The sequence below is a fragment of the Frondihabitans sp. VKM Ac-2883 genome, from assembly GCF_015350875.1.
Classification (GTDB): domain Bacteria; phylum Actinomycetota; class Actinomycetes; order Actinomycetales; family Microbacteriaceae; genus Frondihabitans.
Genome location: NZ_JADKSF010000009.1, coordinates 26,390 through 46,097, shown reverse-complemented (window position 1 = coordinate 46,097; position 19,708 = coordinate 26,390). Strand labels below are relative to the sequence as shown.

20 protein-coding genes are annotated in these 19,708 nt (G+C 65.6%); 18 read left to right on the top strand and 2 right to left on the bottom strand.

All coding sequences use genetic code 11. The features are described from left to right. The first annotated feature begins 64 nt into the window (after positions 1-64). Together ITJ49_RS15225 and ITJ49_RS15220 are read left to right on the top strand one after the other, a co-directional pair. Entirely contained in the window at positions 65-397 is a 333-nt protein-coding gene (locus ITJ49_RS15225) for a putative quinol monooxygenase (protein ID WP_194606429.1), read from the top strand. Then, complete coding sequence (locus ITJ49_RS15220; protein WP_194606428.1) at positions 394-1,146, top strand: SDR family oxidoreductase; 753 nt, start codon at positions 394-396, stop codon at positions 1,144-1,146. Before ITJ49_RS15225 ends, ITJ49_RS15220 begins: the two co-directional genes overlap by 4 nt. An 872-nt stretch (positions 1,147-2,018) precedes the next feature. Here the strand turns inward: ITJ49_RS15220 and ITJ49_RS15215 are convergent. Together ITJ49_RS15215 and ITJ49_RS15210 are read right to left on the bottom strand one after the other, a co-directional pair. After that, complete coding sequence (locus ITJ49_RS15215; protein ID WP_194606427.1) at positions 2,019-2,996, bottom strand: SDR family NAD(P)-dependent oxidoreductase; 978 nt, start codon at positions 2,994-2,996, stop codon at positions 2,019-2,021. A 41-nt stretch (positions 2,997-3,037) separates the two neighbouring features. Then, positions 3,038-3,946, bottom strand: a complete 909-nt coding sequence (locus ITJ49_RS15210; protein ID WP_194606426.1) for an alpha/beta fold hydrolase — start codon at positions 3,944-3,946, stop codon at positions 3,038-3,040. A gap of 130 nt (positions 3,947-4,076) precedes the next feature. Here ITJ49_RS15210 and ITJ49_RS15205 point away from each other — a divergent pair, with 130 nt between their 5' ends. The 16 genes from ITJ49_RS15205 (at position 4,077) to ITJ49_RS15130 (ending at position 19,666) form a co-directional block, all read left to right on the top strand. Next, complete coding sequence (locus tag ITJ49_RS15205; protein ID WP_194606425.1) at positions 4,077-4,727, top strand: TetR/AcrR family transcriptional regulator; 651 nt, start codon at positions 4,077-4,079, stop codon at positions 4,725-4,727. A gap of 1,710 nt (positions 4,728-6,437) precedes the next feature. Next, positions 6,438-7,106: an XRE family transcriptional regulator gene (locus tag ITJ49_RS15200; protein ID WP_194606424.1), complete on the top strand. Its 669-nt coding sequence runs from the start codon at positions 6,438-6,440 to the stop codon at positions 7,104-7,106. 42 nt (positions 7,107-7,148) lie between these two features. Continuing rightward, positions 7,149-7,661, top strand: coding sequence for a hypothetical protein (locus ITJ49_RS15195; protein ID WP_194606423.1), 513 nt, complete (start codon positions 7,149-7,151; stop codon positions 7,659-7,661). 191 nt (positions 7,662-7,852) lie between these two features. Beyond that, positions 7,853-8,575: a hypothetical protein gene (locus tag ITJ49_RS15190; RefSeq protein WP_228514579.1), complete on the top strand. Its 723-nt coding sequence runs from the start codon at positions 7,853-7,855 to the stop codon at positions 8,573-8,575. Continuing rightward, positions 8,575-9,714, top strand: coding sequence for a S9 family peptidase (locus ITJ49_RS15185; protein ID WP_194606421.1), 1,140 nt, complete (start codon positions 8,575-8,577; stop codon positions 9,712-9,714). Before ITJ49_RS15190 ends, ITJ49_RS15185 begins: the two co-directional genes overlap by 1 nt. A 212-nt stretch (positions 9,715-9,926) precedes the next feature. After that, the gene (locus tag ITJ49_RS15180; RefSeq protein WP_194606420.1) at positions 9,927-10,580 is read left to right on the top strand and encodes a hypothetical protein; all 654 of its coding nucleotides are present in this window, start codon (positions 9,927-9,929) and stop codon (positions 10,578-10,580) included. Beyond that, positions 10,577-10,930 (top strand): hypothetical protein, encoded by a 354-nt coding sequence (locus tag ITJ49_RS15175; protein WP_194606419.1) that lies wholly within the window; start codon positions 10,577-10,579, stop codon positions 10,928-10,930. Before ITJ49_RS15180 ends, ITJ49_RS15175 begins: the two co-directional genes overlap by 4 nt. 25 nt (positions 10,931-10,955) lie before the next feature. Next, entirely contained in the window at positions 10,956-11,732 is a 777-nt protein-coding gene (locus ITJ49_RS15170; RefSeq protein WP_194606418.1) for a hypothetical protein, read from the top strand. Next, positions 11,729-13,042: a hypothetical protein gene (locus ITJ49_RS15165; protein ID WP_194606417.1), complete on the top strand. Its 1,314-nt coding sequence runs from the start codon at positions 11,729-11,731 to the stop codon at positions 13,040-13,042. The genes ITJ49_RS15170 and ITJ49_RS15165 overlap by 4 nt, the downstream gene beginning before the upstream one ends. After that, entirely contained in the window at positions 13,039-14,565 is a 1,527-nt protein-coding gene (locus ITJ49_RS15160; protein ID WP_194606416.1) for an SCO6880 family protein, read from the top strand. The genes ITJ49_RS15165 and ITJ49_RS15160 overlap by 4 nt, the downstream gene beginning before the upstream one ends. Then, on the top strand, positions 14,565-14,774 hold the full coding sequence (locus ITJ49_RS15155) for a hypothetical protein (RefSeq protein WP_194606415.1): 210 nt from the start codon (positions 14,565-14,567) through the stop codon (positions 14,772-14,774). Before ITJ49_RS15160 ends, ITJ49_RS15155 begins: the two co-directional genes overlap by 1 nt. A gap of 11 nt (positions 14,775-14,785) precedes the next feature. Then, positions 14,786-16,288 (top strand): ATP-binding protein, encoded by a 1,503-nt coding sequence (locus tag ITJ49_RS15150; protein WP_228514578.1) that lies wholly within the window; start codon positions 14,786-14,788, stop codon positions 16,286-16,288. Between the two features lie 31 nt (positions 16,289-16,319). Beyond that, positions 16,320-17,642: an AAA family ATPase gene (locus ITJ49_RS15145; protein WP_194606413.1), complete on the top strand. Its 1,323-nt coding sequence runs from the start codon at positions 16,320-16,322 to the stop codon at positions 17,640-17,642. 7 nt (positions 17,643-17,649) lie between these two features. Beyond that, positions 17,650-18,123, top strand: coding sequence for a hypothetical protein (locus ITJ49_RS15140; protein ID WP_194606412.1), 474 nt, complete (start codon positions 17,650-17,652; stop codon positions 18,121-18,123). 3 nt (positions 18,124-18,126) lie between these two features. Beyond that, positions 18,127-19,200 carry a C40 family peptidase gene (locus ITJ49_RS15135; protein ID WP_370544551.1) on the top strand — a complete coding sequence of 358 codons (1,074 nt, stop codon included), beginning with the start codon at positions 18,127-18,129 and terminating at the stop codon, positions 19,198-19,200. A 43-nt stretch (positions 19,201-19,243) separates the two neighbouring features. Continuing rightward, entirely contained in the window at positions 19,244-19,666 is a 423-nt protein-coding gene (locus ITJ49_RS15130; protein ID WP_194606411.1) for a hypothetical protein, read from the top strand. Positions 19,667-19,708 lie beyond the last annotated feature (42 nt).

Here is a 19,708-nt window from a genome sequence, read left to right as displayed (position 1 = left end):
ACGGGGCGACGGTCAAAAAGCAGGCCGTCGCCCCGACAACCCGGAACTGAGAGGAAAACGCTCCATGATCACCCAACTGACGCACTTCGTCGCAAAAGACCCTGCTGCAGCCGCCCGTCTGTTCGAGGTCTTCGAGGGGCTCGCCGCGACCGTTCCCACCGAGCCCGGAAACATCTCCTACGCCATCTTCGGAGTCGATGGCCGAGCGGGAGAGTTCCGCATCGCTGAGAGCTGGGCGTCGCTCGAGGACGCCGACCGGCACGGCCGCCGAGTCATCGAGGACGGGCTGGGCGAGATCGTCCTCCCGCTGCTCACCCACGAACTCCTCACAGAGAACCTGACTCCTATCGCCCCCGCCACCCAGAGTGAGGGCATCACCGTAAAGGACAGCAAATGAAGACCACCGGCAACACCATCCTCATCACCGGAGCCGGCACCGGCATGGGCCTCGAAGCCGCACGCCAGTTCAGTGCCCTCGGCAACACCGTCATCATGGTCGCGCGCAACGCCGAGCGACTCGATCAGGAAGCAGCACCGCTGGCAAACGCGCACACGTTCGTCTGCGACATCACCGACGCCAGCCAGGTCGAGGCACTCCTGACGTATCTGCGCACCGAGCACCCCCAGCTGAACATGGCTTTCCTGAACGCCGGCGTCACTCACAGCCACCGCCTCTTCGATGGCCAGAACGCCTACACCTACGCGGCCCAGGAAGTCGAGACGAACTTCCTGTCCGCCATCCGGCTGAGCCAGGGGCTGGAGCCGTTGCTCGCCAACAAGCCAAAGGCAGCACTCATCATCACGACGTCGGCCGCCGCATACGCTCCTGACATCTCGAACCCGACGTACAGCGCAACGAAAGCAGCCCTACACTCCCTCGTCGCCTCGATGCGCGCAACGCTCGAGCGGAATGCTTCCCCGATCGCCGTCGTCGAACTCGTCGCTCCCCTCGTGGACTCCCCGTTCTCAGAGCACGTCCATTCCGACCAGAAAATGCCAGCCAGCCAGGTCATCGAAGCACTCATCGAAGGGCTTGAGCACGACGAGACCGACCTTCGCGTCGGCGCAAGCGAGGACCTCTATCAGGCTCTTCGTCGCTCACCCGAAGAGGCCATCCAGATGGCAAACGCCTTCACGAACGCGTGAACGCAACGTTGTCAAAGACCGAACCGGCTGCCGCCGGCCAAGTCCTACCTGTCGGCTTTCAGGCCAGGATTGCTTAACCTCCTAAGCCCGAAGCTGGAAATGATGACGGGTGCTAGGGCACGCGGAGCCCGACGCGTGCTCGTTCCATTCGCTCTAACCTGATCGACTCTGGGTGTGGGTCCAGAAACCTCTCGGTCTTCATAGCGCCTGATAGCCGATCACCTATTGAGGCAATCTGCCGTATGCGTCCATCGTCCCCCTCGCCGCCCGTCATCCAGCCGCAGCTGGGGCGGGCGGCGTCTCACGTTGCGGCTCCTGCTGAACGCCGCGACCGGGAAACATGGCTCGAGCAATGCCTTGCAACACTCCACCTTGGCCAAGACCGTGGTCAGGAAAAGACCGTCCTGAGGGAGTACCAATGTCGGGCTGAAGCCCGGGACGCCGTTGTGGTGCGGGTAACCGCTGGAGAAGCTCACGGCCTCATTGCCCAGATCGCCGACGGGATCACTCGCGCAAGTGCCACCTGGAACTCATCGGCCCGCGACTCGATCGCACGTTCAGTCGACTCCGTCATCGTCAAGGTCGGCATTCCCGGGGTGGCAGAAATATCTGGGACCACGCGGTCGCCTCGAACTGATACCGAACCCTCCGGCGCTCGCGCCTTCGAGGATCTCATCCGCTCCACCGCGAAAAACGCTTCCGGGCTGGTCATCATCATTGATGAAATCCAAGCCCCTATCGCGAGGTAATGATGTCGAGCGGGAGCCGCAGCTGACCGGGAGGCCGTGAGAGCCGCATTGTGGCGACAACGAGCTCACCACCGTGCTCCGTGGCCAGTCCCGGAGGCGCCAGGCTCACAATCACTCTTCAGTTCAGGCCAGTAGCCGTTCGCTGAGGGTCCAGAGCCGGAGGGCGTCTTCGGGGTCGAGCATGGCCGAGTTCGCGTCGGAGGGAATGCTGTCCGCGGTGAGGGGCCGTACTTCGTCGTCGAGAATCGCGACGTCGCTGTCTTTCAGGTACACACCACCGATGCCGTAAAGGAGTGCGCTTGCGCTGGCGAAGACCAGGTTCGCTGCCCCCTGCTCGATGGTCTTCTTACCGTTCTCCGGGTCGATGATCGTGGCACCGTTCTCGTCGACGAGCCCCTGTGCACGGTAGGAGGCCAGACGGTTCGGGTCCTGGGGTCCGGGACCGATGATGACCCCGGGGTGGGCGGCGAAAGCGCGGATGCCTTCGTCGGCGTAGCGGCGGTCAAGCTCGACCGTGAACAGGACGTTGGCGCGTTTGGATTGCCCGTAGGCGGCACCAGGGTTGTAGTCCTTTGAGAAGGCGAGGTCGTCCCAGCGGATCTGGCCGAACCGGGCTGCACCGGAGGTGACATTCACCACCCTTGCCCCGTCCGCCTGCCGAAGGGCCGGCAGGAGCGCCCGGGTGAGCTGGAAGTGTCCCAGGTGCGACGTCGAGAAGGAGATTTCGTTGCCCCGGGCGTCAAGGCTGCGCTCTGGGGTGTTGAGCATGGCGGCGTTGTTCACGAGGGCGTGCAGCGGACGGCCCGAGCTGATCCAGCGTTCGGCGAATGCGTCCACCGAGGCGGGATCGGTGAGGTCGAGCTTCTCGACCTGGACGCCGGGGATGCTTGCCACGGCGGCCCGAGCTCGGGTGGCGTCGCGCGATGCGACGGTGACGGACGCGCCGGCGGAGGCGAGTGCCCGGGTGACTTCGCGGCCGAGACGGCCATGGCCGCCGGTAACGATCATGTTGCGGCCGGTCAGGTCGACGCCGGCGAGGACGGCCGCGGCGGTCGAGGCAGCGGTAAATCCGGTGCCGATGGGGCGTTGGTTATCGATCATGATGATGCGGCCCTTCTTCGTTCGATTTCCGGTGAGCTTGGTTATTTGGAGTCGATGTGTCCGACAGGCTCCGGTGGCGTGGCTGCCATGTCGGACCACGCGGCCTCGTCGATGCCGAGGGCGGTCTTGAGGAAGGCCGTCGTGGTGCGGCGGACGAGCTCGACCCGTTCCGGGCTCTCATCGGTCGTGGCCGTCGAGGAGTAGTCCTGGATACCGCCGAGGGTGTGCTCGCCGCCGTGCAAAGTGACGAGATGCCGCGCCCCAGGGCTCAAGTGGTAGACGTCGGTGAACCAGTCCGGGCCCCGGGTGGAAAGTGCCGACTGGTCATGGTCGCCGGCGACAACGATGGACGGGGTATCGAGTTGGGTGAAGTCCGGGCTCATGAACGCGAAATTCTCCTGCGCGAAGGGAACGAGGTCGCCGCGGGCGATCCCAGTCGTGGACAGCAGCACTCCGGCCTTCACGCGCGAGTCGGTGCGGTCCTCGCCGGGTTGCCCGTCGGCGTCGAGCACCCGGGCGCCGAGCAGCATGCCGACGGACTGGCCACCCCACGAATGTCCCGCGACCGCAAGACGGTCGGTGTCGACCCGCCCAGGCAGGCCGGGAACGGCGGTGATGATGGTTTCCAACTCATCGATCACCTGCACGAGATCATCGATGCGGGTGCGCCAGATGGTCGGATACCGCGGATCAGCGGGCGTCAGGCCAAGGGCCACGGAGTCGAGGAACGTGGGTTGGACGACGACAAATCCATTCGCTGTCCAGTGATCCACGAGCGGGTCCGCAGCCAGCATGGACTGGCCAAAGCCGTGCGCGAAGACGATCACGGGAAGACCCGTCCCCGCGATCGGTGCGGTGACCCGCACCTGAAGGTCGAGACCGCGGGCCGGCACCGGCAGGGTCACCGGTCGCACGCTGATGACCTGAGAACTGGTTTCATGAGGAGACATGAGCAGCCTTTCACTAAAGACGACGGCCGAAACGGACCGCCGTTCCGAACAATACGGAACCCCGGTTCGTTTTGCAAGCCGAAACGGATCGACGTTCCAGCAGCGTGGGTTCCTGTGGGATGATCGTGGGATGACGACGCCCGCTGCTCACCTCGATGCGCCCCGTCGCCGTGACGTCGAAAGGAACGAGCGGGCACTGCTCGATGCAGCCGCGCACGTGTTCGCCTCTTCCGGTGTGAACGCCCCTGTTCGAGAAGTGGCCGCGGCCGCCGGAGTCGGCGTGGCGACTCTTTACCGGCACTTCCCGACGAGATCCGATCTCGTGGTCGCGGTCTACCGGCATCAGATCGACGCACTGGCTGAAGCAGGGCCTCTCCTGCTCACCTCGGAGACGACCCCGTTCGCCGCGACGTTGAGCTGGGTGCACGGATTCGTCGATTTTCTCGGGACCAAGCATGGCCTCGCACACGTCTGGGAAGGCGACGCAGCTGGCTTCACCGCGCTCCACGCCCTCTTCGTGGAGCGACTCGTCCCCGTCCTCGCCGAGTTGCTGCATGCGGCCCGGGAAGCAGGCGAAGTCGTCGCCGACGTGTCGGCCTACCAACTATTCCGTGCGATCGGCGACCTCGTCGCCTTCAGCCCCCGCGACCCGGACTACGACGTCCGACGAATGGTCACACTCCTCGTCACCGGCCTGAAACAGCCACAACCTCTCCAAGGCACCAAAGCGACTGGCCCGGCGGACGAAACCGCTCTACTCACAGCGCCTCAGCGTCCCTGACGAACAATCGAGGCACGCCACTGCAGAGTTACGGTTCTGCCGTCAGCTCCGCTCCGAAGCGACATCACCCGCCGCCTCGAGCACGAAGGCTTGCAGCGGGATTTAGGTGCCCCGTGCCTTTCATCCCTGCTGGGCGCCGCAGGCGCCGTGGTGCGAGCTCCGTTGAGCACCGCCGGGTGGGACAAGGGGTGGATGAACTGCGCCCCAGAAGTTGGACACTTACTGGGGCATCGACATTGTATTTTCGACGGTCGCATGTCTGCCACAGGCTTCTACAGCAGGGCTCGCAAGACCACCGCTAAAATGTATTACTTGACATAAGATACATTATCGGCGTATTCCCAGTGTTTGACAGAGGCCCAAACCAGACGAACGGCGAGCGATCACCTCAATAATGTGGGCGAAGACGTTGTCTCAATTCCAAATCCCCAGATGGTCCTTTTGCGCTTTCGCGCTCCCGTCAGATGTATGCAGCGTCTCTATTGGCATCCCGAATCGCGAAGTCATCAAGCGTCGTGATCCTCAGATTTGGTCGCCCGCTTGGCCCGGCGTGTAGGGCACCGACCGTTATGAACGTGGCTTGCTCTAGTTGGTCAACGGACTGGGCTCGAACTGTGTGAAGCACGCGGGGCATGAGACTGTCCGGCAACCACACGACCACCGAATCCGAATACCCGTCATTAGCGACGTTGAGCCAATAACCGGCCTTGCCTACCGGACCCGGTCGAACATCACGCAAAGTCCCCCAGTACAGGCGGCTCACCCCGAGTTCGAGGCGACTCCGGTCGGTTAAATCGACGCACAATCCGGCGACCGTTCCAGAAACTCCGGCAAACGCTATGCGTTGCTTTGACTCTCGTATTTCCGGCCGCCGAATCAAGTCCTTGAGGAGGTCTGCTATGGATTTCTGTTGCCTAGCCACTTGCTTTCGGCTCGGTGCCTCGTTCCGCGAGTAGGTTGCACGCGCCCGTGGCTCGACCGTCGGCCCCCTCATCGCGCCGGAATAAGCGACCTCAAAAATCCAGAGAGAGCCATCATCGTGAACAGGAGGAATGTCACTGGCTGGCGACCGCGGAGCACTCGCCTCAACGCAACCGAAGGCGTGTGGCCGGGCACCAAAACATGACGACGCGCCCGTGCGTTTTTGCCTCATAAAAAAGGCGGGTCGCCCGCAGGTTGGGCATGTCAAGCGCGGTCGCCAAAGGGCTTGTCTTCGAGGAGGTAGCAGCGAGAAGGCCATGGCGGTGACCAGCGTGCTTGTCGTATCTATTCGCGCCCGGTCCATGCCCAGCCTTCCTGAGGGAGGGCAGTCAGTCGTTTGCCTCCGTGAACAAGCTCTCCTGCTGCACCCACGCCCCTCTCGCAAACAGGGCTTTGCCTCACCGTCAGCGCCGTCTCACCGCCTGTTGCATTCCCGGCTGCCCTCAAGGAAAAATGAGGCACTGTTGAGCCCGTGCAGACAGATCGTTCCACCGCAGGGGTGAAGCCCACACGAACAGCTCCCACCGAACCAAAGTCGATGGACAAGACCCGCCGCGGATGGGTTTGGTTCGCATTGGGCGGTGCTGGATTAGTGGGCCTGGTCAACGTTCTCGCCATCTCTCTCGCCGGCCATGGGTAAGAGTCAGTCCAGCCGCAAATTAGCAACTCTGATGTACCTTTGCAAGAACAATTACTACTTCCGCCTGATAGCGTCTTTGAGTGGACCCTATGAGCGAAACTTCCGCAAAAGCGCTGCACGAAGCGCTTGCTGCCGAACTAAGAGCCTCGCAAGGCGTTGCGCAACTAAACGTGCGCGCCTGGGCCGAACAGTCGCTCATTACGCACGACACGCTCTACCGAGTGCTCAATGGGAAGCGGCCGGTAACGGTTATCGAACTCGTGACCCTCTGCCGTGCCACCGGCGACGACCCGCTTGACCTAATCGCACGGGCCGCCAAACGCGCCGGCCTCGCACTAGCTGACGACGTCGACGAAATAGTGCGAGCAGATCGCGCCCGACTAGCGCTCGAAGCCGCAGGGCTCTACGGGGATCTCGACGACGCTTACTCAACAGCGCGAACGGCCTTGGGGAAGTCGGGCCAGCTACTTTCCCTGAGGGAGTGGCGTGCCTTCCTGGATGGCGCTGGTGCCCACACGCTGGTCGTCGCCTTGGCGGAATTCCTGCAGGTCCCCGCTGACTACCTCAGCGGCCGAGTGTTCGACGAGGAAAGGGACCAAAGGATCGACGCTCAACTCCGCCTCGCACGATCCATGCGAGCCCTTGGTGTGACCAAGCTTGCGGCCCGGTCCCTGGACGACCTCGCGCCGGAGGAGATCGCGACTGTGGAGTCCGCGATCCGCACTCTTATTGCCAAGGAAGAGGGCCCTCGACCCTAGAGCGGACGGGCGGCCTGGAGGCCGCCCGGGAGGGGAGACGTTATGCAAGCAAGCTCACTGGGACGCGCGAAGCCCGAGCCTTCCGCTGACCTCGCGGCGGCGCTCGTGCTACGGACTCCCCTACCCGCGGATGCGGAGTTCCGCGACCTCTGCGACTCGGTTGAGAGCCTCTACGGCCGCCGTCTGGTCTTCGACGAGATCAAGGGCGCGTCGCTTCGCGCGACGACCGGTGTGCTGTTCGAAGCAAAGACATTCACCGGGATACTCGTCCCCGCGGAAGACAGCAATTACTACAGCCTCCTGAGTCGCGTGCACGAGCTCTGCCACCTAATCGTCAGGAGCGCGCCCGATGGGTGGTTCCCACCCGGGACCAGCCGGCCTCGCCAGCCCGAGCCGCACTCGCGGCTCTTCCTCCGTTTGTGCCCCCGGAACAGCACGGAATCTGCTGATGCTGAGACCGTTCGTGAGGAAGCCATCGTCGAGGAGATGGCGCGCTCTTTCATGCGCCGCCTCGCGGTATACGCCGACACAACCGAAGAGGAGCACTTCGGATGATCCAAGGCGTGTGTCTCCTTCTCCTCATCGTCGCCGTACTCTTGCGAGCTCGCCGGTCCTACCGGAAACCCGCGTGGTGGGCGACACTTTTCGGCCTCATCGCCCTGGGGACGTACGGCGTCGCGCCCATCTCCCCAGTAAGACTTGACGCATTACTCGGAGGCAGGAACATCCTCACCCTCGTTCGGGACGTGTCGGCCGTCACTGCGATGTTTTCGTTCCACAACGCCGTCGCGGTTGAGCGCAACTATTCGAGCCGCCGTCTCCCCTGGTGGTCCCTGTTCTTAGCAGTCGCCGCCTTCGCCGTCCCGTTCGCCTTCATCAATGACCCGGGCCACACATCGACAAGGTTCGTGCTCGACCGACTCAGTCAAACCTCTGTGTGGTTGTTCGCCACGATCTACACCGTGGTCATGGGCCTTCTCGCCGGACTAACGCTCTGGATGCTGTCGGCCAAAAGGACCGCGCCAACAGTGCTCTGGGTCGTTGGGTTATCGCTGATGATGGTCAGCGACGTACTCGAGGTGGCCTACCTTGCCGCGGCGCACTTCAGCCCTGCCAGCCAGGCGTTTCGCGAGCAGTACTACTACGTGGCCGAGCTCCCGTTCTTCTCCGGCGTTGCCCTCGCCGTCCTCGGCTTCATCTGGATTCTTGGAGCACGAGCGTTCTGGTGGACCGCGGCCCGCTGGACGCTCAGCGTCGACGCCCGCGGACAGCACTCCAGCTATCGCACACAGCGCCTCGCGCTCGCGCGATGGCGTCACTGGTCAAATCGTCAGTTGGCCTTCGACTCCGCCGCCAACGTGCGCGATCGCGTCAAGATCGGGCTGCAAGAGCTCACACTTCCCGAAACGCTCGTGTTCGGCGTCGTCGAGCGGACACTGTCGAACAAGCTGGAAGAGGTCACTCCCTAATGCTGGCTCTAACCCTCACCGCGGCCACCATCGTGCTCCTCCTCGTGCTTTATGGGTTGGCCGCTGTTCTGCTCGCACGTGCAGTGGTCTACCCGAAGCGAGCGCGCCCCACTGACATCGTCGCAGCGACCCCCACCGGGCATGTGACGCTCTCCCTAAACGCACTGACCCGCTTCGACGGAATCCTCGGACTGCTCTACGACGATGAGAGACGACTCGCAGTGCTGCAGCCTGGGGCCGACGTCGACGAAGTCCGGGGCCGCGTCACACGCAAGCTCGCAGCGCCGGCGCCGGTAGACGCAGGGGCGGTGGGACGAGCCTCTGGCAACATTTTCACCGCGTCCGACGTCACCGACCGGCCGCCTGCAGACGTCGAGATCCAAACCAACCGGGGTACTCAGCCCGCCTGGCTCTTCGCCGGCAACGGCGAAGACGCGTCCGTGTGGGTCATCCACGTCCACGGCATGCTTGCAGGGCGCGACTCCGCCTTGCGCAGTGTCAACGCCGTCACCAAGACCGGATACACCTCGCTAGTCGTTTCCTACCGCGGGGACGGCGAGGCAGAAGCCGAGAAACGGATGCCGTCCACCCTCGGACAGGTGGAGTGGGAAGACCTCGACGCGGCGGTTGCGTTCGCCCGAGCGAGCGGCGCCGCGCGCATCATCGTCATGGGCTGGTCCCTTGGAGCGACGATCGCACTCGAACAAGTGAGACGCGGCCCGCAGCGAGAGGCCGTTGACGCCCTCGTCCTCGTGTCACCGGTCATCAACTGGGCGGCGACCATCCACTACGGCATGGCACGTCAACGAGTCCCACGGTGGCTCGCCTCGAGCGCCATCGCCGTCCTCACGAGCAACGTCGGGGCACGACTCCTTGGTCTCCCCCACGCACTCGAACTGCCCGCGGCGATCCCGACCGCCCCTCGGCCAACCCTCGTCATCCACTCGACCGGGGACCTCACAACGCCATTCGCCGCGTCCCAAGCGTTCGCAGAGTCGTCACCCCTAGCGACTCTCAACGAGTTCCCCTCAAGCCCCCACGCGACGGAGTGGAACACGGCCCCTGAGCGCTTCGCGGAAGTCGCTAGCTCATGGATAATTGCGAATCTGCGAAAGAATGGCCAAGGAACGCTGCGGTAACTCGAAGCAACATCAGTCATTTGCGTTGATCTTGCAAATTTGCAACACTCATTCTCATGAGTGGTGCATTGAACACGAATTCAAGCGAAAGCTCGCACAATGCTCAGCGCGCGTGCCTCGCCTGCGGAAGCGACAAGCTCGGCCCGCGGTTCTGCGCTGAATGCGGGACCGAACTTGTCCCGCCGGTCATCGTCACGCACGCGGTCGGCCCGATGTGGGCAGTAAACGGCCACGTCATCACCGTCCCGGCAGGAGACGACCTGCGCCGAACGGTCCTCGGCACTATCGCTCGCGTCGTCAACGCGACCGCACCGGTCCGCGTCGTCGTCACCGACGGGCCGCGCGTTACACGGGTCGTGCTTCGGCTCAACGGCAGCTCGGTCGCTGAGGGAGACGACGCAACAGGTTGGGCCGGGCCTAGGGCCCAAGCCTCTCGCGAGGCTCCTTCTATCAAACGCGCCTCGCTCGTCGGCGCGCACGCCGGCTCCGGGTCGAGCATCTGGGCGCTTCTCCTCGACCTCCCCGAGGCCGCTCTCACTGACGAGCTCGCGGGCCCGGTCATTCTCGTGTGCCGCTCGACTCCCGCAGGCATCAACGCAGCAAAGTCCGCGATCCACGCGCTCGGCACAGCGGCCGTCGACGCCGTCCTAGTCGTTGCAGACGCACCAGGCAAGCCGGTCCCGGCCGCAGCGCGCGAGCAGCGCGTGCTCGCCGGCGCCGTACCGGTTGTACCGGTCCCGTGGCTTCCCCGCCTCCGGGCGGTGGCAGAAATCTCCCCTGCTTTGGCCGGGCAAGTTGCCCGACCCGTGCAGCGGGTCACCAAGGCGCTCCTGGGGGCGCAGTCGAACAAGGAGAAGGCCGAATGATCAGTCACACCATCCTCGCCGTCGCGGCGAAGTCGCCCCGCGTATTCGAGGCGACAAACCGAGCCGGCATGATCGCCGCGCAGGCGTACTGCCTTCCAGGGAAGGCTCAGGACGCGCTCGACACCGCAAGTCTCTGGACCCGCATCGTGGCGATCGCGCTCGGCGCCATCGCTCTCATCATCCTTGGCATCGGCATGTTCTTCTCTGGCAAACGCCACGATGGAGGAGAGACCCTCAAGGGTCTCGGCTGGTGGATCGGCGGTGCGGCCCTGATCGGCGCGGCCGCGGGGATGACTTCAATCTTCCTCGGGGTGACGTCGGCGAACTGCAAGACGATCCCCGGCGCCTAACCGACACCAACCCCGGGAGGCCGTCATGGCAGAACGCAACCGCAACAACAAGGGCATCGGCGAGACAGTCAAGCGCGGCTGGAACTCCAAGCCCGCAGCCGTCGCCGCAATCGTCGTCCTCGCGCTGGTCGTAATCGTGGTGATGCTCTCCACGCTGCTCGGAGTGTTCGCACCCGCGAAGAACGACGGGCAGGACGCGGCGAACAAGCCGACCCCCACACAAAGCACACCTACCAGCATCGACGGGCCGTGCAACGTCAGCGTCACGGACAGCTCGACCACACCGAAGATCCCGACGGACCTCACGTGGAAGACGGGGGCGGAAGGGCTGACGTGGCCAATGTCGAAGTCGGCCGGCCCCACGAAGACCGTCGACGGGTTCGAAGCGTGCTTCGCACGCTCACCGCTCGGCGCCGCACTCGCGGCGCAGAACGCGATCTACAGCCAGTACGACACCAGCCACAGCGTCGCGGCCTCACTGAACTTCTACATCGCCGATTCCAAGGGGAAAGCGGCGAACGTCGAGGGAACGGCAAAGAGCAGCAACGCGACCCAGATGCGTGCAGCCGGCATGAACCCCGCCGGATTCACCGTCGACGCATTCACGAAGAACCGCGCGGACGTGACTCTTGTCTACTCGAACCCGTCGACCAGTACCGGCTACGTCGGTATCGCCTGCTCGGTGCAGTGGGTCGACGACGACTGGAAGCTCTCAGTCCTCGACAACGGCGAGCTGTCATCGGGCAACCCGACGACGCCGAGCGAAGGCGACTTCATTAGCTGGGGAGGAACTACCCAATGAATCCCGGAGACATTCTCTGCTACTCAAACCCAATCTGCGCTGGCGGCAAGGCAGTAGGCGCTGTCGCGGGTCAAGCCGCGTCGAACGGCTTCAAGCAGGCCGCCGAGACGATGTTCGCCTCCTACGACGACATCATGAAGCAGTTCCTGACGAGCTGGACCACTTCCGGCTTCCTCGTGGCGCTCGACAACAAGGCAACCGCCTGGTTCCAAGACACGTCCCTGCCCATCACGATCGCCCTGCTGACGCTCGGTCTCGTCGTCGCCGGAGCCCGGGTGATGTACTCCCGCCGCGGGGAGCCATTCCAGGAAGTCATGAGCGCACTCGGCCGCGCGGTCGCGGTCATCACTTTGGGGACGGCCGCAATCCAGATCTTCGTGTGGGGCGGCGACGCATACGCGCAGTGGATTTTGAAGCAGTCTGGGGTCACCGCAGCCGGCGGTTACACAGTCGCCGGGTTCGCGGCGGCGTCTCCTGGCCTGGCCCTGATCTTCGGCCTGATCGGGGTGATGGCGGTCGGCTTCCAGTGGGTCATCATGTTCGTTCGGCAGGCGCTGATGCTGCTCCTCAACGCGTTCTGGCAGATTTCTGCCTCCTACGCACTGCTCAAGCGGGGTGAGCAGGCGTTCGAGAAAGTCACCGCCTGGATCATCGCGTTCATCATCTACACCCCCCTCGCAGCATCCATCTACGCATTCGCGTGGCGACTTAAAGATGGCGAGGACGGCGTCGGCGGCGTGCTCTACGGGCTGATGCTCATCATCCTCGCCGTCGTAGCCCTGCCGGCGATCATGCGGCTACTGGTCCCCGCATCCGGGGCGCTCGGGAGCGCCATCGGCGGAGCAATGGCGCTCGGCGTAGGCGCGGCAGCACTGCAGGCCGGCGTCGCAGTCGGTGCTGCAGTCGCCACCGGCGGCGCATCCGCCGGCGCGGGAGCAGGCACCGGCACCGCGTCGACGACCTCGACCGCGACGACCAGCACCAGCGTCGCCGAAGGTAGCGAGCTGGCCTCTGCCGGCGGCGGGCTCGGCGCCGATGGCAGTCCCACTGCCGAAGGCGGCAGCGGAGATGCCGCCGGTGGAAGCAGGTCCGGCAGCGACGGTGCCGCCGGCATGGTCGGCGGCGGGTCGGCTTCCGGCGCTGACGGCAACGACGGCTCGAACGGCAGCAGCGGGGCGTCCGCGGCAGGCGGCGCGTCAGAGTCCGGCTCCGGACCATCGTCCAGCTCACGGGCGGGATGGGCAGCGGCAGGAGCCGCAGCTGACAGCTCAGAGGGTGCAGCGAACACCGCGGAAGGAATGATCGAATGAGTGACGCAACAGCAGAGAAGCGGATCCGGTTCGGCAACTGGTTGCCGACCACGAAAGGCACCCTCGGCGGGCTGACCCTGATCGGCTGGGCAATGCTCCTGACCGGCGTGATGATCATGGTCATCTGCCTCGTCGTCGGCTGGTGGCTCGCGGGCATCCTCGCCGTCATCACCGGCGCCATCGCCAACGCGGTGTTCATCATCCGGTGGGGCGACCCGACAGCCGGCCGCACGATCGCCGCCCGCGTCTGGGACCGGTCAGTGAACCGGAAGCGTCAGCGCGCGGGAACCAACCACTACGTCACCGGGATCTTCTCCCAGCTGCCGGACGACGCGCTCACCGCGCTGCCCGGGATGCTCTCCGACCTCGAGGAGATCACCGGCATCGACGGTGAAGGCGAGGAGTACGTACTCCTGCACCACCGGAAGAACTCCCGGAACCCGCTGCTTGCCGCGACGTTCACCTGCCACCCCGACGGCACCGCCCTGCTCCCACAGGACCGCGTCAACGCGCAGGTTTCCGAGTTCGGCGGCTGGATCGCCTCCCTGTCGAGAGACACCGCAATCGAAGGGGCCGTGATCGTTGTCGACTCCGCCCAAGAGTCCGTCGACCCCCTGATCTCGAAGATCGACGGCGAAGTGTCTCCGCACGCTCCCGAAGCGGCTCAGCGGCAACTCCGCGAGGGTGCGCGAGCCCTACCGCCGGCGTACGCCCACGTTGAGGTCTTCACCTCCGTGGTGTGGAGCGTCAACGAGCTCGCAGAGGACGTCGACGAAGCGGCAGCCGACATCGCCGCGAAGCTGCCCAACCACCGAGCACTGCTCGCAAACGCCGGCGCCGGGAGCCCCGCAGTCGCCACCAGCCAGGACCTCGCCCGCGCCGTGCGCGTCGCGTACCAGCCAGAGCGGTCACGGGAGTTCGGCTCCGACGACCTCACCGGGCGACCGTTCCGCATGAAAGTCACCGAGGCGGGCCCGGACGAGTTCCACGACAATACGCGCCGCATCTGCCGCCACGACGGAGTCGCGTCCATGACGGCAATGATGGTCGCCCCGCCACAGATGCACATCACCGAGGAGTTCCTCGAGGTGCTCTTCCGGCCCAACGGAAAGTTCCTCCGCAAACGCACCGCCGTGTTCTATCGACCGCTCAGCCCCGGGGCTGCGATCAAGGCGGCGAAGAAGCTCGGCGCGAACGCCCGCCGCAACTCGACCACCGCCACCGGCCAAGACGACGAGATGGCGAAGTACCGCCGTCAACTCGCCAAGAAGACGGAGCTGGATCTCATGACCGGCGCGTCGATGACAGCGTTCGCAATCGAAGTCACGGTCACGTTCGAGGACTCCAAGCGCGGCATCCGAAACGCGACCACGGAGCTGAAGAACATTCTCGACGGCACCAACATCGCGTACCGGTTCGTGCAGACCGACGCCGCCGCCGGGTTCCACTCCACGCTCCCGCTCGGAGTGCTGCCGTGGGCGTACGCCACGGCGATCCAGGGCGTCACGGATCGGAGCGAGTGATGCGGCTGCAGGACGTCGGCACCGTCGAAACCGTCGTGCCGAAACGCGACGAGCTCGGCGACGTCCGAAAGGGCAAGCTCACCGGCCGCCTCCACGAACTCCAGGCCGCCACCAGCCAGGGCTTCGTCCTGGTCCACACCACCGTCCTCGAGGGCGAGCAGTACGCCACCTTCGTTGACACCCTCACCCAAGACAGGAGCGCTCTCTGATGGCGCAGAGCATGACGAAGCGGCTCACCCGGACCCCGTCGGGGTTCTTCGCCCCGAACGGCGGCGGCTGGGAGCAGATGCCGCAGCCGCCGCGGTGGTACGCAACCAGCGTGCAGGTGTGCGGGATCTACCCGTTCGGCGCCGGTACCGGACGCCCGATCGACGGCTCCCCGCTCGGCGAGGACATGATGACCCACACGGCCGTGTGCACCGACCACGACGCCCTCTACAGGGCCAACATCATCTCGTCCCCCTCGGCGTTCCTGTTCGGGCTGAACGGCAACGGGAAGTCCTCGACCGCGCAGACCCTCATCGGCGGTCAGGTCGGCCGCGGCCTCACACCCGCGATCTTCGACCCGATCAAGGGCGAGCATGTGCCGTGGATCGAAGAGCTCGGCGGGACCGTGTTCTCCATCGGCCCGCAGGCCCGACACCAGCTGAACTTGCTGTCGCCCGGCCCACTCGGGTACGCCGCCCGTCGCATCGGCGGAAAGGTCGGCGACGAGCTGCTCCACCTCGCACGAGCGAAGTCGATCGACCTCGTAAAGCTGTGCGTGAAGATCAGCCGCGGTAGCCGCGAGCCTCTGACCGACATCGAGGAGACGGCAGTCGAGGCGATCGTCGACACGATCCTGAACCACCGCGGCGCGAACGACACCGCCGTCACCGCCGACCTGCTGCACGCGTTCTCGGAAGTGTCCCCGCTGATGCTCGAGCGGACCGGACTTTCCTCCCCTGATGCATTCCACACCCGGTTTGCACGGCTCGGTGAATCGTTGCGATCGCTGATGACGGGACAGATGGGGCAGATGCTTTCCGGCACGAACTCGATCGAGTTCGAGCCTGGCAACCCTGGCGGTTTTTGCTTCGACACGTCCTCGATCGGCCAGGGCAATACCAAGCTGCTATCCGCCGCGATGCTGTCGACCTGGTCGCTCGGCATGGACGCGATCGACGCGCACTGGGAGCTCGCGCAGCACGAGCTCGCGAAGGAAGTCGAGGCGTACGCCAACGGCGACCGCTACCAAGCGCAGGTGACGTGGGGTGGCTACACGTCGCTGATGGACGAGTTCTGGTACCCGATCCGCGCCTGCGAGGGCATGGTCGACCTCGTCGACGGGCTCTCGCGCACGAACCGCAGCGTCGGCGCGGCCGAGCTCAAGGTCTCGCACTCGCCCAAGGACCTGCTGTCGCTCCCGAACGCGGACGACCGGGAGAAGGCCAAGGGGTTCATCGAACGCTCCGGCCTGCTGATGCTCATGGCCCTCAGCCGCGATGACCTCAACGAGCTGAGCAAGGTCCGGTCGCTGACGCCGAAGGAGATCGACCTAGTCGCGAGGTTCAACTCGTCGAAGACGTGGCGGTCCCCGCGCCGGCAGAAGGGAACCAAGGGTGCTCCTCCCGGCGCCGGGAAGGTGCTGTTGAAGATCTCCGAGCGCGTCGGAATCCCCGTGCAGATGCTCCGCACCAAGACCCAGATGGCGCTGCACGACACCGACGAGCGCTACCAGTAACCAGTTTCACCGACAGACAGGACGAACGATCATGCCCACCAGCACCGTGCACATCGACTTTGACCTCATCGCGAACGGCGACCACATCAGGATCGGAGATGTCGTGTTCACCGGCGAGACCGCCTACCCCGACGCGATCGGCTGGCTCACCTTCCGCGCGGCGAACATCGGCGCAGCCGTCGTCGTTCGCAGCTACGACGCGGCAAACGGCGCGGACACCCTGTTCAGCATCAACGGCGCCGGCACGGTCGAACCCGTCGCCGGGATCACCGCCTCGCCCTGGGATGACCCTGCAACAAGTGCCCCTCCGGCCGTCGAGCCGGCGCCGCAGGTCACCCCCGCAGAAGCAGTCGTGTCAGTCGGGGCGCCCGTCTCCTCGCCGACCCCCACCGCCGCGTCGCCCGCCGAACCGGCGCCCGTGACGCGCCGAGAGGCCCGTCAGTCATTCCTCACGCAGGAGCAGATAGAAGAACCCGCGACGACCGGCTTCCGCGGTGCCCTCACGCGTGCGGGCCTGCGCATGGCGCCGTCCGCCGCAGAGCGACTACACCGCGAGCAGGTCCACCTCGTCAGCCAGCACCACGTCGGCCCCCGCACGATCATGCTCGCCAACGGCAAGGGCGGGGCAGGAAAGACCCTCGCCACCGTCTGCCTGGCGACGATCCTCGCCCGCTACTCGGGAGCGGCAACCGTGGCCTGGGACAACAACCAGACCCGCGGCACCCTCGGTTGGTCCACCGAGGGCGCACGTCACGACGCCTCCGTGCTGGACCTCCTGCCCGACATCGACCGTCTCCTCGGCACCGACGCGCAGTCCGCCGACCTCGCCTCTTACGTCCACCACCAGACCCGAGACCGATACGACGTGCTCCGCTCCAAGCCGGAACTGCTCGCTGCCGGGCAGCGGTTCGGCTCGGAGACAGTCGACCGGGTGCACAAGGTGTTGACGAAGTTCTACCGGCTCGTCCTCATCGACTCCGGCAACGACGAAACCGACCCGATGTGGCTCGCAGGCCTCGACCGGACGGACCAGCTGGTCGTCCCGACCACGACCGACGACAAGTGGTGCGAGTCGGCGGCGCTCCTCCTCGAGCAGCTCGTCGCGGCGGGCGGCCGGTACCGGATGCTCGCGGAGAACGCCGTGGTGATCGTCGGCGTCGAGACCAGCGACGTCCGACCGCAGAAGGTCGCCGAGCAGGTGCGCCGGTTCAAGGACGCCGGCCTCGGCCGCGACGTCCTGACGATCCCGTACGACTCCGGTCTCAAGGCCCGGGTCATCAACTACGACGCTCTGCAGGAGCCCACCAAGCTCGCCTGGCTCGCCGCTGGCGCCGCGGTCGCGAAGGGGCTCTGAGCGTCCTGTGACCCGTAAACGACTCTTCCTCGTGCTGGCAGTGATCGCGGTGGCCGCGGTCGTCGCCGTGGTGATCGTCGTTGCGTCCCACCTCCCCGAACGGGGCGCCGGTGCGGCGCCGCGTCCGTCGGCGACCCCGGTACCGACGGCGACGAGTGCCGGGCCTACCCCGGCGGAGACGGCTTTCACGGTCGCTGACCTCTTCTGCCGGCCGGACGCTACCCAGAACACCTGGCAGCGGTCCCTCAGCCCGCACCTGACCGCGGACGCCGCCGCGCTGTACTCGGCCGTCCGGCCGGCAAACGTGCCCTGCCAGGGAATCCGCGACGACGCCGCCCCCGTCGGTGACCAGCAGACCGGCACCGATCGGGCGTACCAATTCACCGCGTCGACGGGCGGCCCGGTCACGATCACCCTCCACCGCGACACCCCGTCAGACCCGTGGTTGGCGTCGTACATCAACGCCGGCGGACAGGAGTAACCCGTGAACGGCAAAGGAGCAATGATCGGGCTGGTCGTCCTCGCCCCGGTGATCGGGATCGTCGTCGTCGTGCTGCTGCTGTTCGTGATCATCACCGGCGCCGGCGATGACGACGCCGCGGCCGCGACCTGCGGGGTTACCAGGGCTGTGTCCGGGACGGCCGTCGCTGTCGAGTCCGGAGATCTCCCGACGAAGGTCGGTGCGTACTCGGGCGACCAGGTGAAGAACGCGGCCGCGATCCTCTCTATCGGCAAAGAGCGCGGCCTGACCCGACATGCCCAGCAGACCGCTCTCATGGCCGCGATGACCGAATCGACCCTCAACAACCTCTCCGGCGGCGACCGCGACTCCGCGGGCCTGTTCCAGATGCGTCCCTCCCAGGGGTGGGGCACCCTCGCGCAGATCACGGACATCAGCTACGCCATCAACCTCTTCTACGAACGTCTCGTGAAGGTTCCGGGATGGGACACCAAGACCCCGGGCGAGGCGGCGCAGGCCGTCGAACGTTCAGCGTTCCCCGACGCCTATGCGACGAAGTCCGCCAACGCGGTCGAGATGATGAACGCCCTCTCCGGGGTCACTGTGTCGACGGTGTCACAGACCACTGAAGGGGCCACCTGCACCCAGGGCGGCACCGGAGCCACAGCCACGAACGCGGTCCTTTCAACCGGGGAGCAGCCCGCGTCCGGACCGCACGCCGCGCAGATCAACCAGGTCATCTCGTTCGCGAAGCAGCAGCTCGGCGAGCCGTACGTCCTGGGTGGTGCGGGCCCGAACGTGTGGGACTGCTCCGGCCTGACGAAAGTCGCGTACGCCGGCATCGGCATCAACATCGACGCCGGGCACTCCGCGACCACTCAGTGGCGCAACGGTGTTGCCCGCGGGCAGATGCACCCCCTCTCCGAAGCGCAGCCCGGAGACATGATCTTCTGGGGCGGCAACGACGCCTGGCACGTCGGGATCAGCCTCGGCGGCGACATGATGATCGCCGCCCCGAAGCCCGGCGACGTCGTGAAGATCCAGAAGGTCTGGGGCACCCCCAACAACCAGGTGTGGCGCCCCGTCGACGGCCTCTAAGCCGCTGCCTGGAAACCGACTACCAGCGAGAAAGGCTCCACCGATGACGACCACCCAGCACACCCCCGTCGATGCTCGAACAGTGACGTTCGACCAGCTCGGCTCGCTCGAGGCGGGCGCCGCCGTCTCCTGGAGCGGGTTGACCGTCACCCACGGTGTGACGTGGTCGCCCCTGCAGGGTGAAACACCCGCGGACTACACCGTTTTCGCCGACGACGCCGACCCTGCCCTGGTGCAGGTCATGCACTACACCCCGGGCGGGTTTCTCGCGGAGGCCCCCTTCCCGCTCACCCCGGCGGCTGCGACCGTCTCGGGGATCCTCGACGCGATCGCCACGCGAGGAGAGCCGGTGTGCCACTTCGCCACCGGAATGGAGCTCGACCACGACAGGCGTTCCCTGGTGCCGTGCGTCACCGTGTGGACCGGCAACGTCATCGACGCCGCGGAGATCCCGCGGCCGGCATGAGCCCCGACCTGCAGGGCTGCCGCGTCCGTTTCCGAGGCCTCC

Excerpts from the sequence above, each read along its gene's own strand:
- ITJ49_RS15175 (WP_194606419.1), top strand. The coding sequence starts at position 10,577 with ATGATCAGTCACACCATCCTCGCCGTCGCGGCGAAGTCGCCCCGCGTA.
- ITJ49_RS15205 (WP_194606425.1), top strand. The coding sequence starts at position 4,077 with ATGACGACGCCCGCTGCTCACCTCGATGCGCCCCGTCGCCGTGACGTC.
- ITJ49_RS15200 (WP_194606424.1), top strand. The coding sequence starts at position 6,438 with ATGAGCGAAACTTCCGCAAAAGCGCTGCACGAAGCGCTTGCTGCCGAA.
- ITJ49_RS15170 (WP_194606418.1), top strand. The coding sequence starts at position 10,956 with ATGGCAGAACGCAACCGCAACAACAAGGGCATCGGCGAGACAGTCAAG.
- ITJ49_RS15225 (WP_194606429.1), top strand. The coding sequence starts at position 65 with ATGATCACCCAACTGACGCACTTCGTCGCAAAAGACCCTGCTGCAGCC.
- ITJ49_RS15220 (WP_194606428.1), top strand. The coding sequence starts at position 394 with ATGAAGACCACCGGCAACACCATCCTCATCACCGGAGCCGGCACCGGC.
- ITJ49_RS15215 (WP_194606427.1), bottom strand. The coding sequence starts at position 2,996 with ATGATCGATAACCAACGCCCCATCGGCACCGGATTTACCGCTGCCTCG.
- ITJ49_RS15145 (WP_194606413.1), top strand. The coding sequence starts at position 16,320 with ATGCCCACCAGCACCGTGCACATCGACTTTGACCTCATCGCGAACGGC.
- ITJ49_RS15185 (WP_194606421.1), top strand. The coding sequence starts at position 8,575 with ATGCTGGCTCTAACCCTCACCGCGGCCACCATCGTGCTCCTCCTCGTG.
- ITJ49_RS15180 (WP_194606420.1), top strand. The coding sequence starts at position 9,927 with ATGTGGGCAGTAAACGGCCACGTCATCACCGTCCCGGCAGGAGACGAC.
- ITJ49_RS15155 (WP_194606415.1), top strand. The coding sequence starts at position 14,565 with ATGCGGCTGCAGGACGTCGGCACCGTCGAAACCGTCGTGCCGAAACGC.
- ITJ49_RS15195 (WP_194606423.1), top strand. The coding sequence starts at position 7,149 with ATGCAAGCAAGCTCACTGGGACGCGCGAAGCCCGAGCCTTCCGCTGAC.
- ITJ49_RS15210 (WP_194606426.1), bottom strand. The coding sequence starts at position 3,946 with ATGTCTCCTCATGAAACCAGTTCTCAGGTCATCAGCGTGCGACCGGTG.
- ITJ49_RS15130 (WP_194606411.1), top strand. The coding sequence starts at position 19,244 with ATGACGACCACCCAGCACACCCCCGTCGATGCTCGAACAGTGACGTTC.
- ITJ49_RS15150 (WP_228514578.1), top strand. The coding sequence starts at position 14,786 with ATGACGAAGCGGCTCACCCGGACCCCGTCGGGGTTCTTCGCCCCGAAC.
- ITJ49_RS15160 (WP_194606416.1), top strand. The coding sequence starts at position 13,039 with ATGAGTGACGCAACAGCAGAGAAGCGGATCCGGTTCGGCAACTGGTTG.
- ITJ49_RS15165 (WP_194606417.1), top strand. The coding sequence starts at position 11,729 with ATGAATCCCGGAGACATTCTCTGCTACTCAAACCCAATCTGCGCTGGC.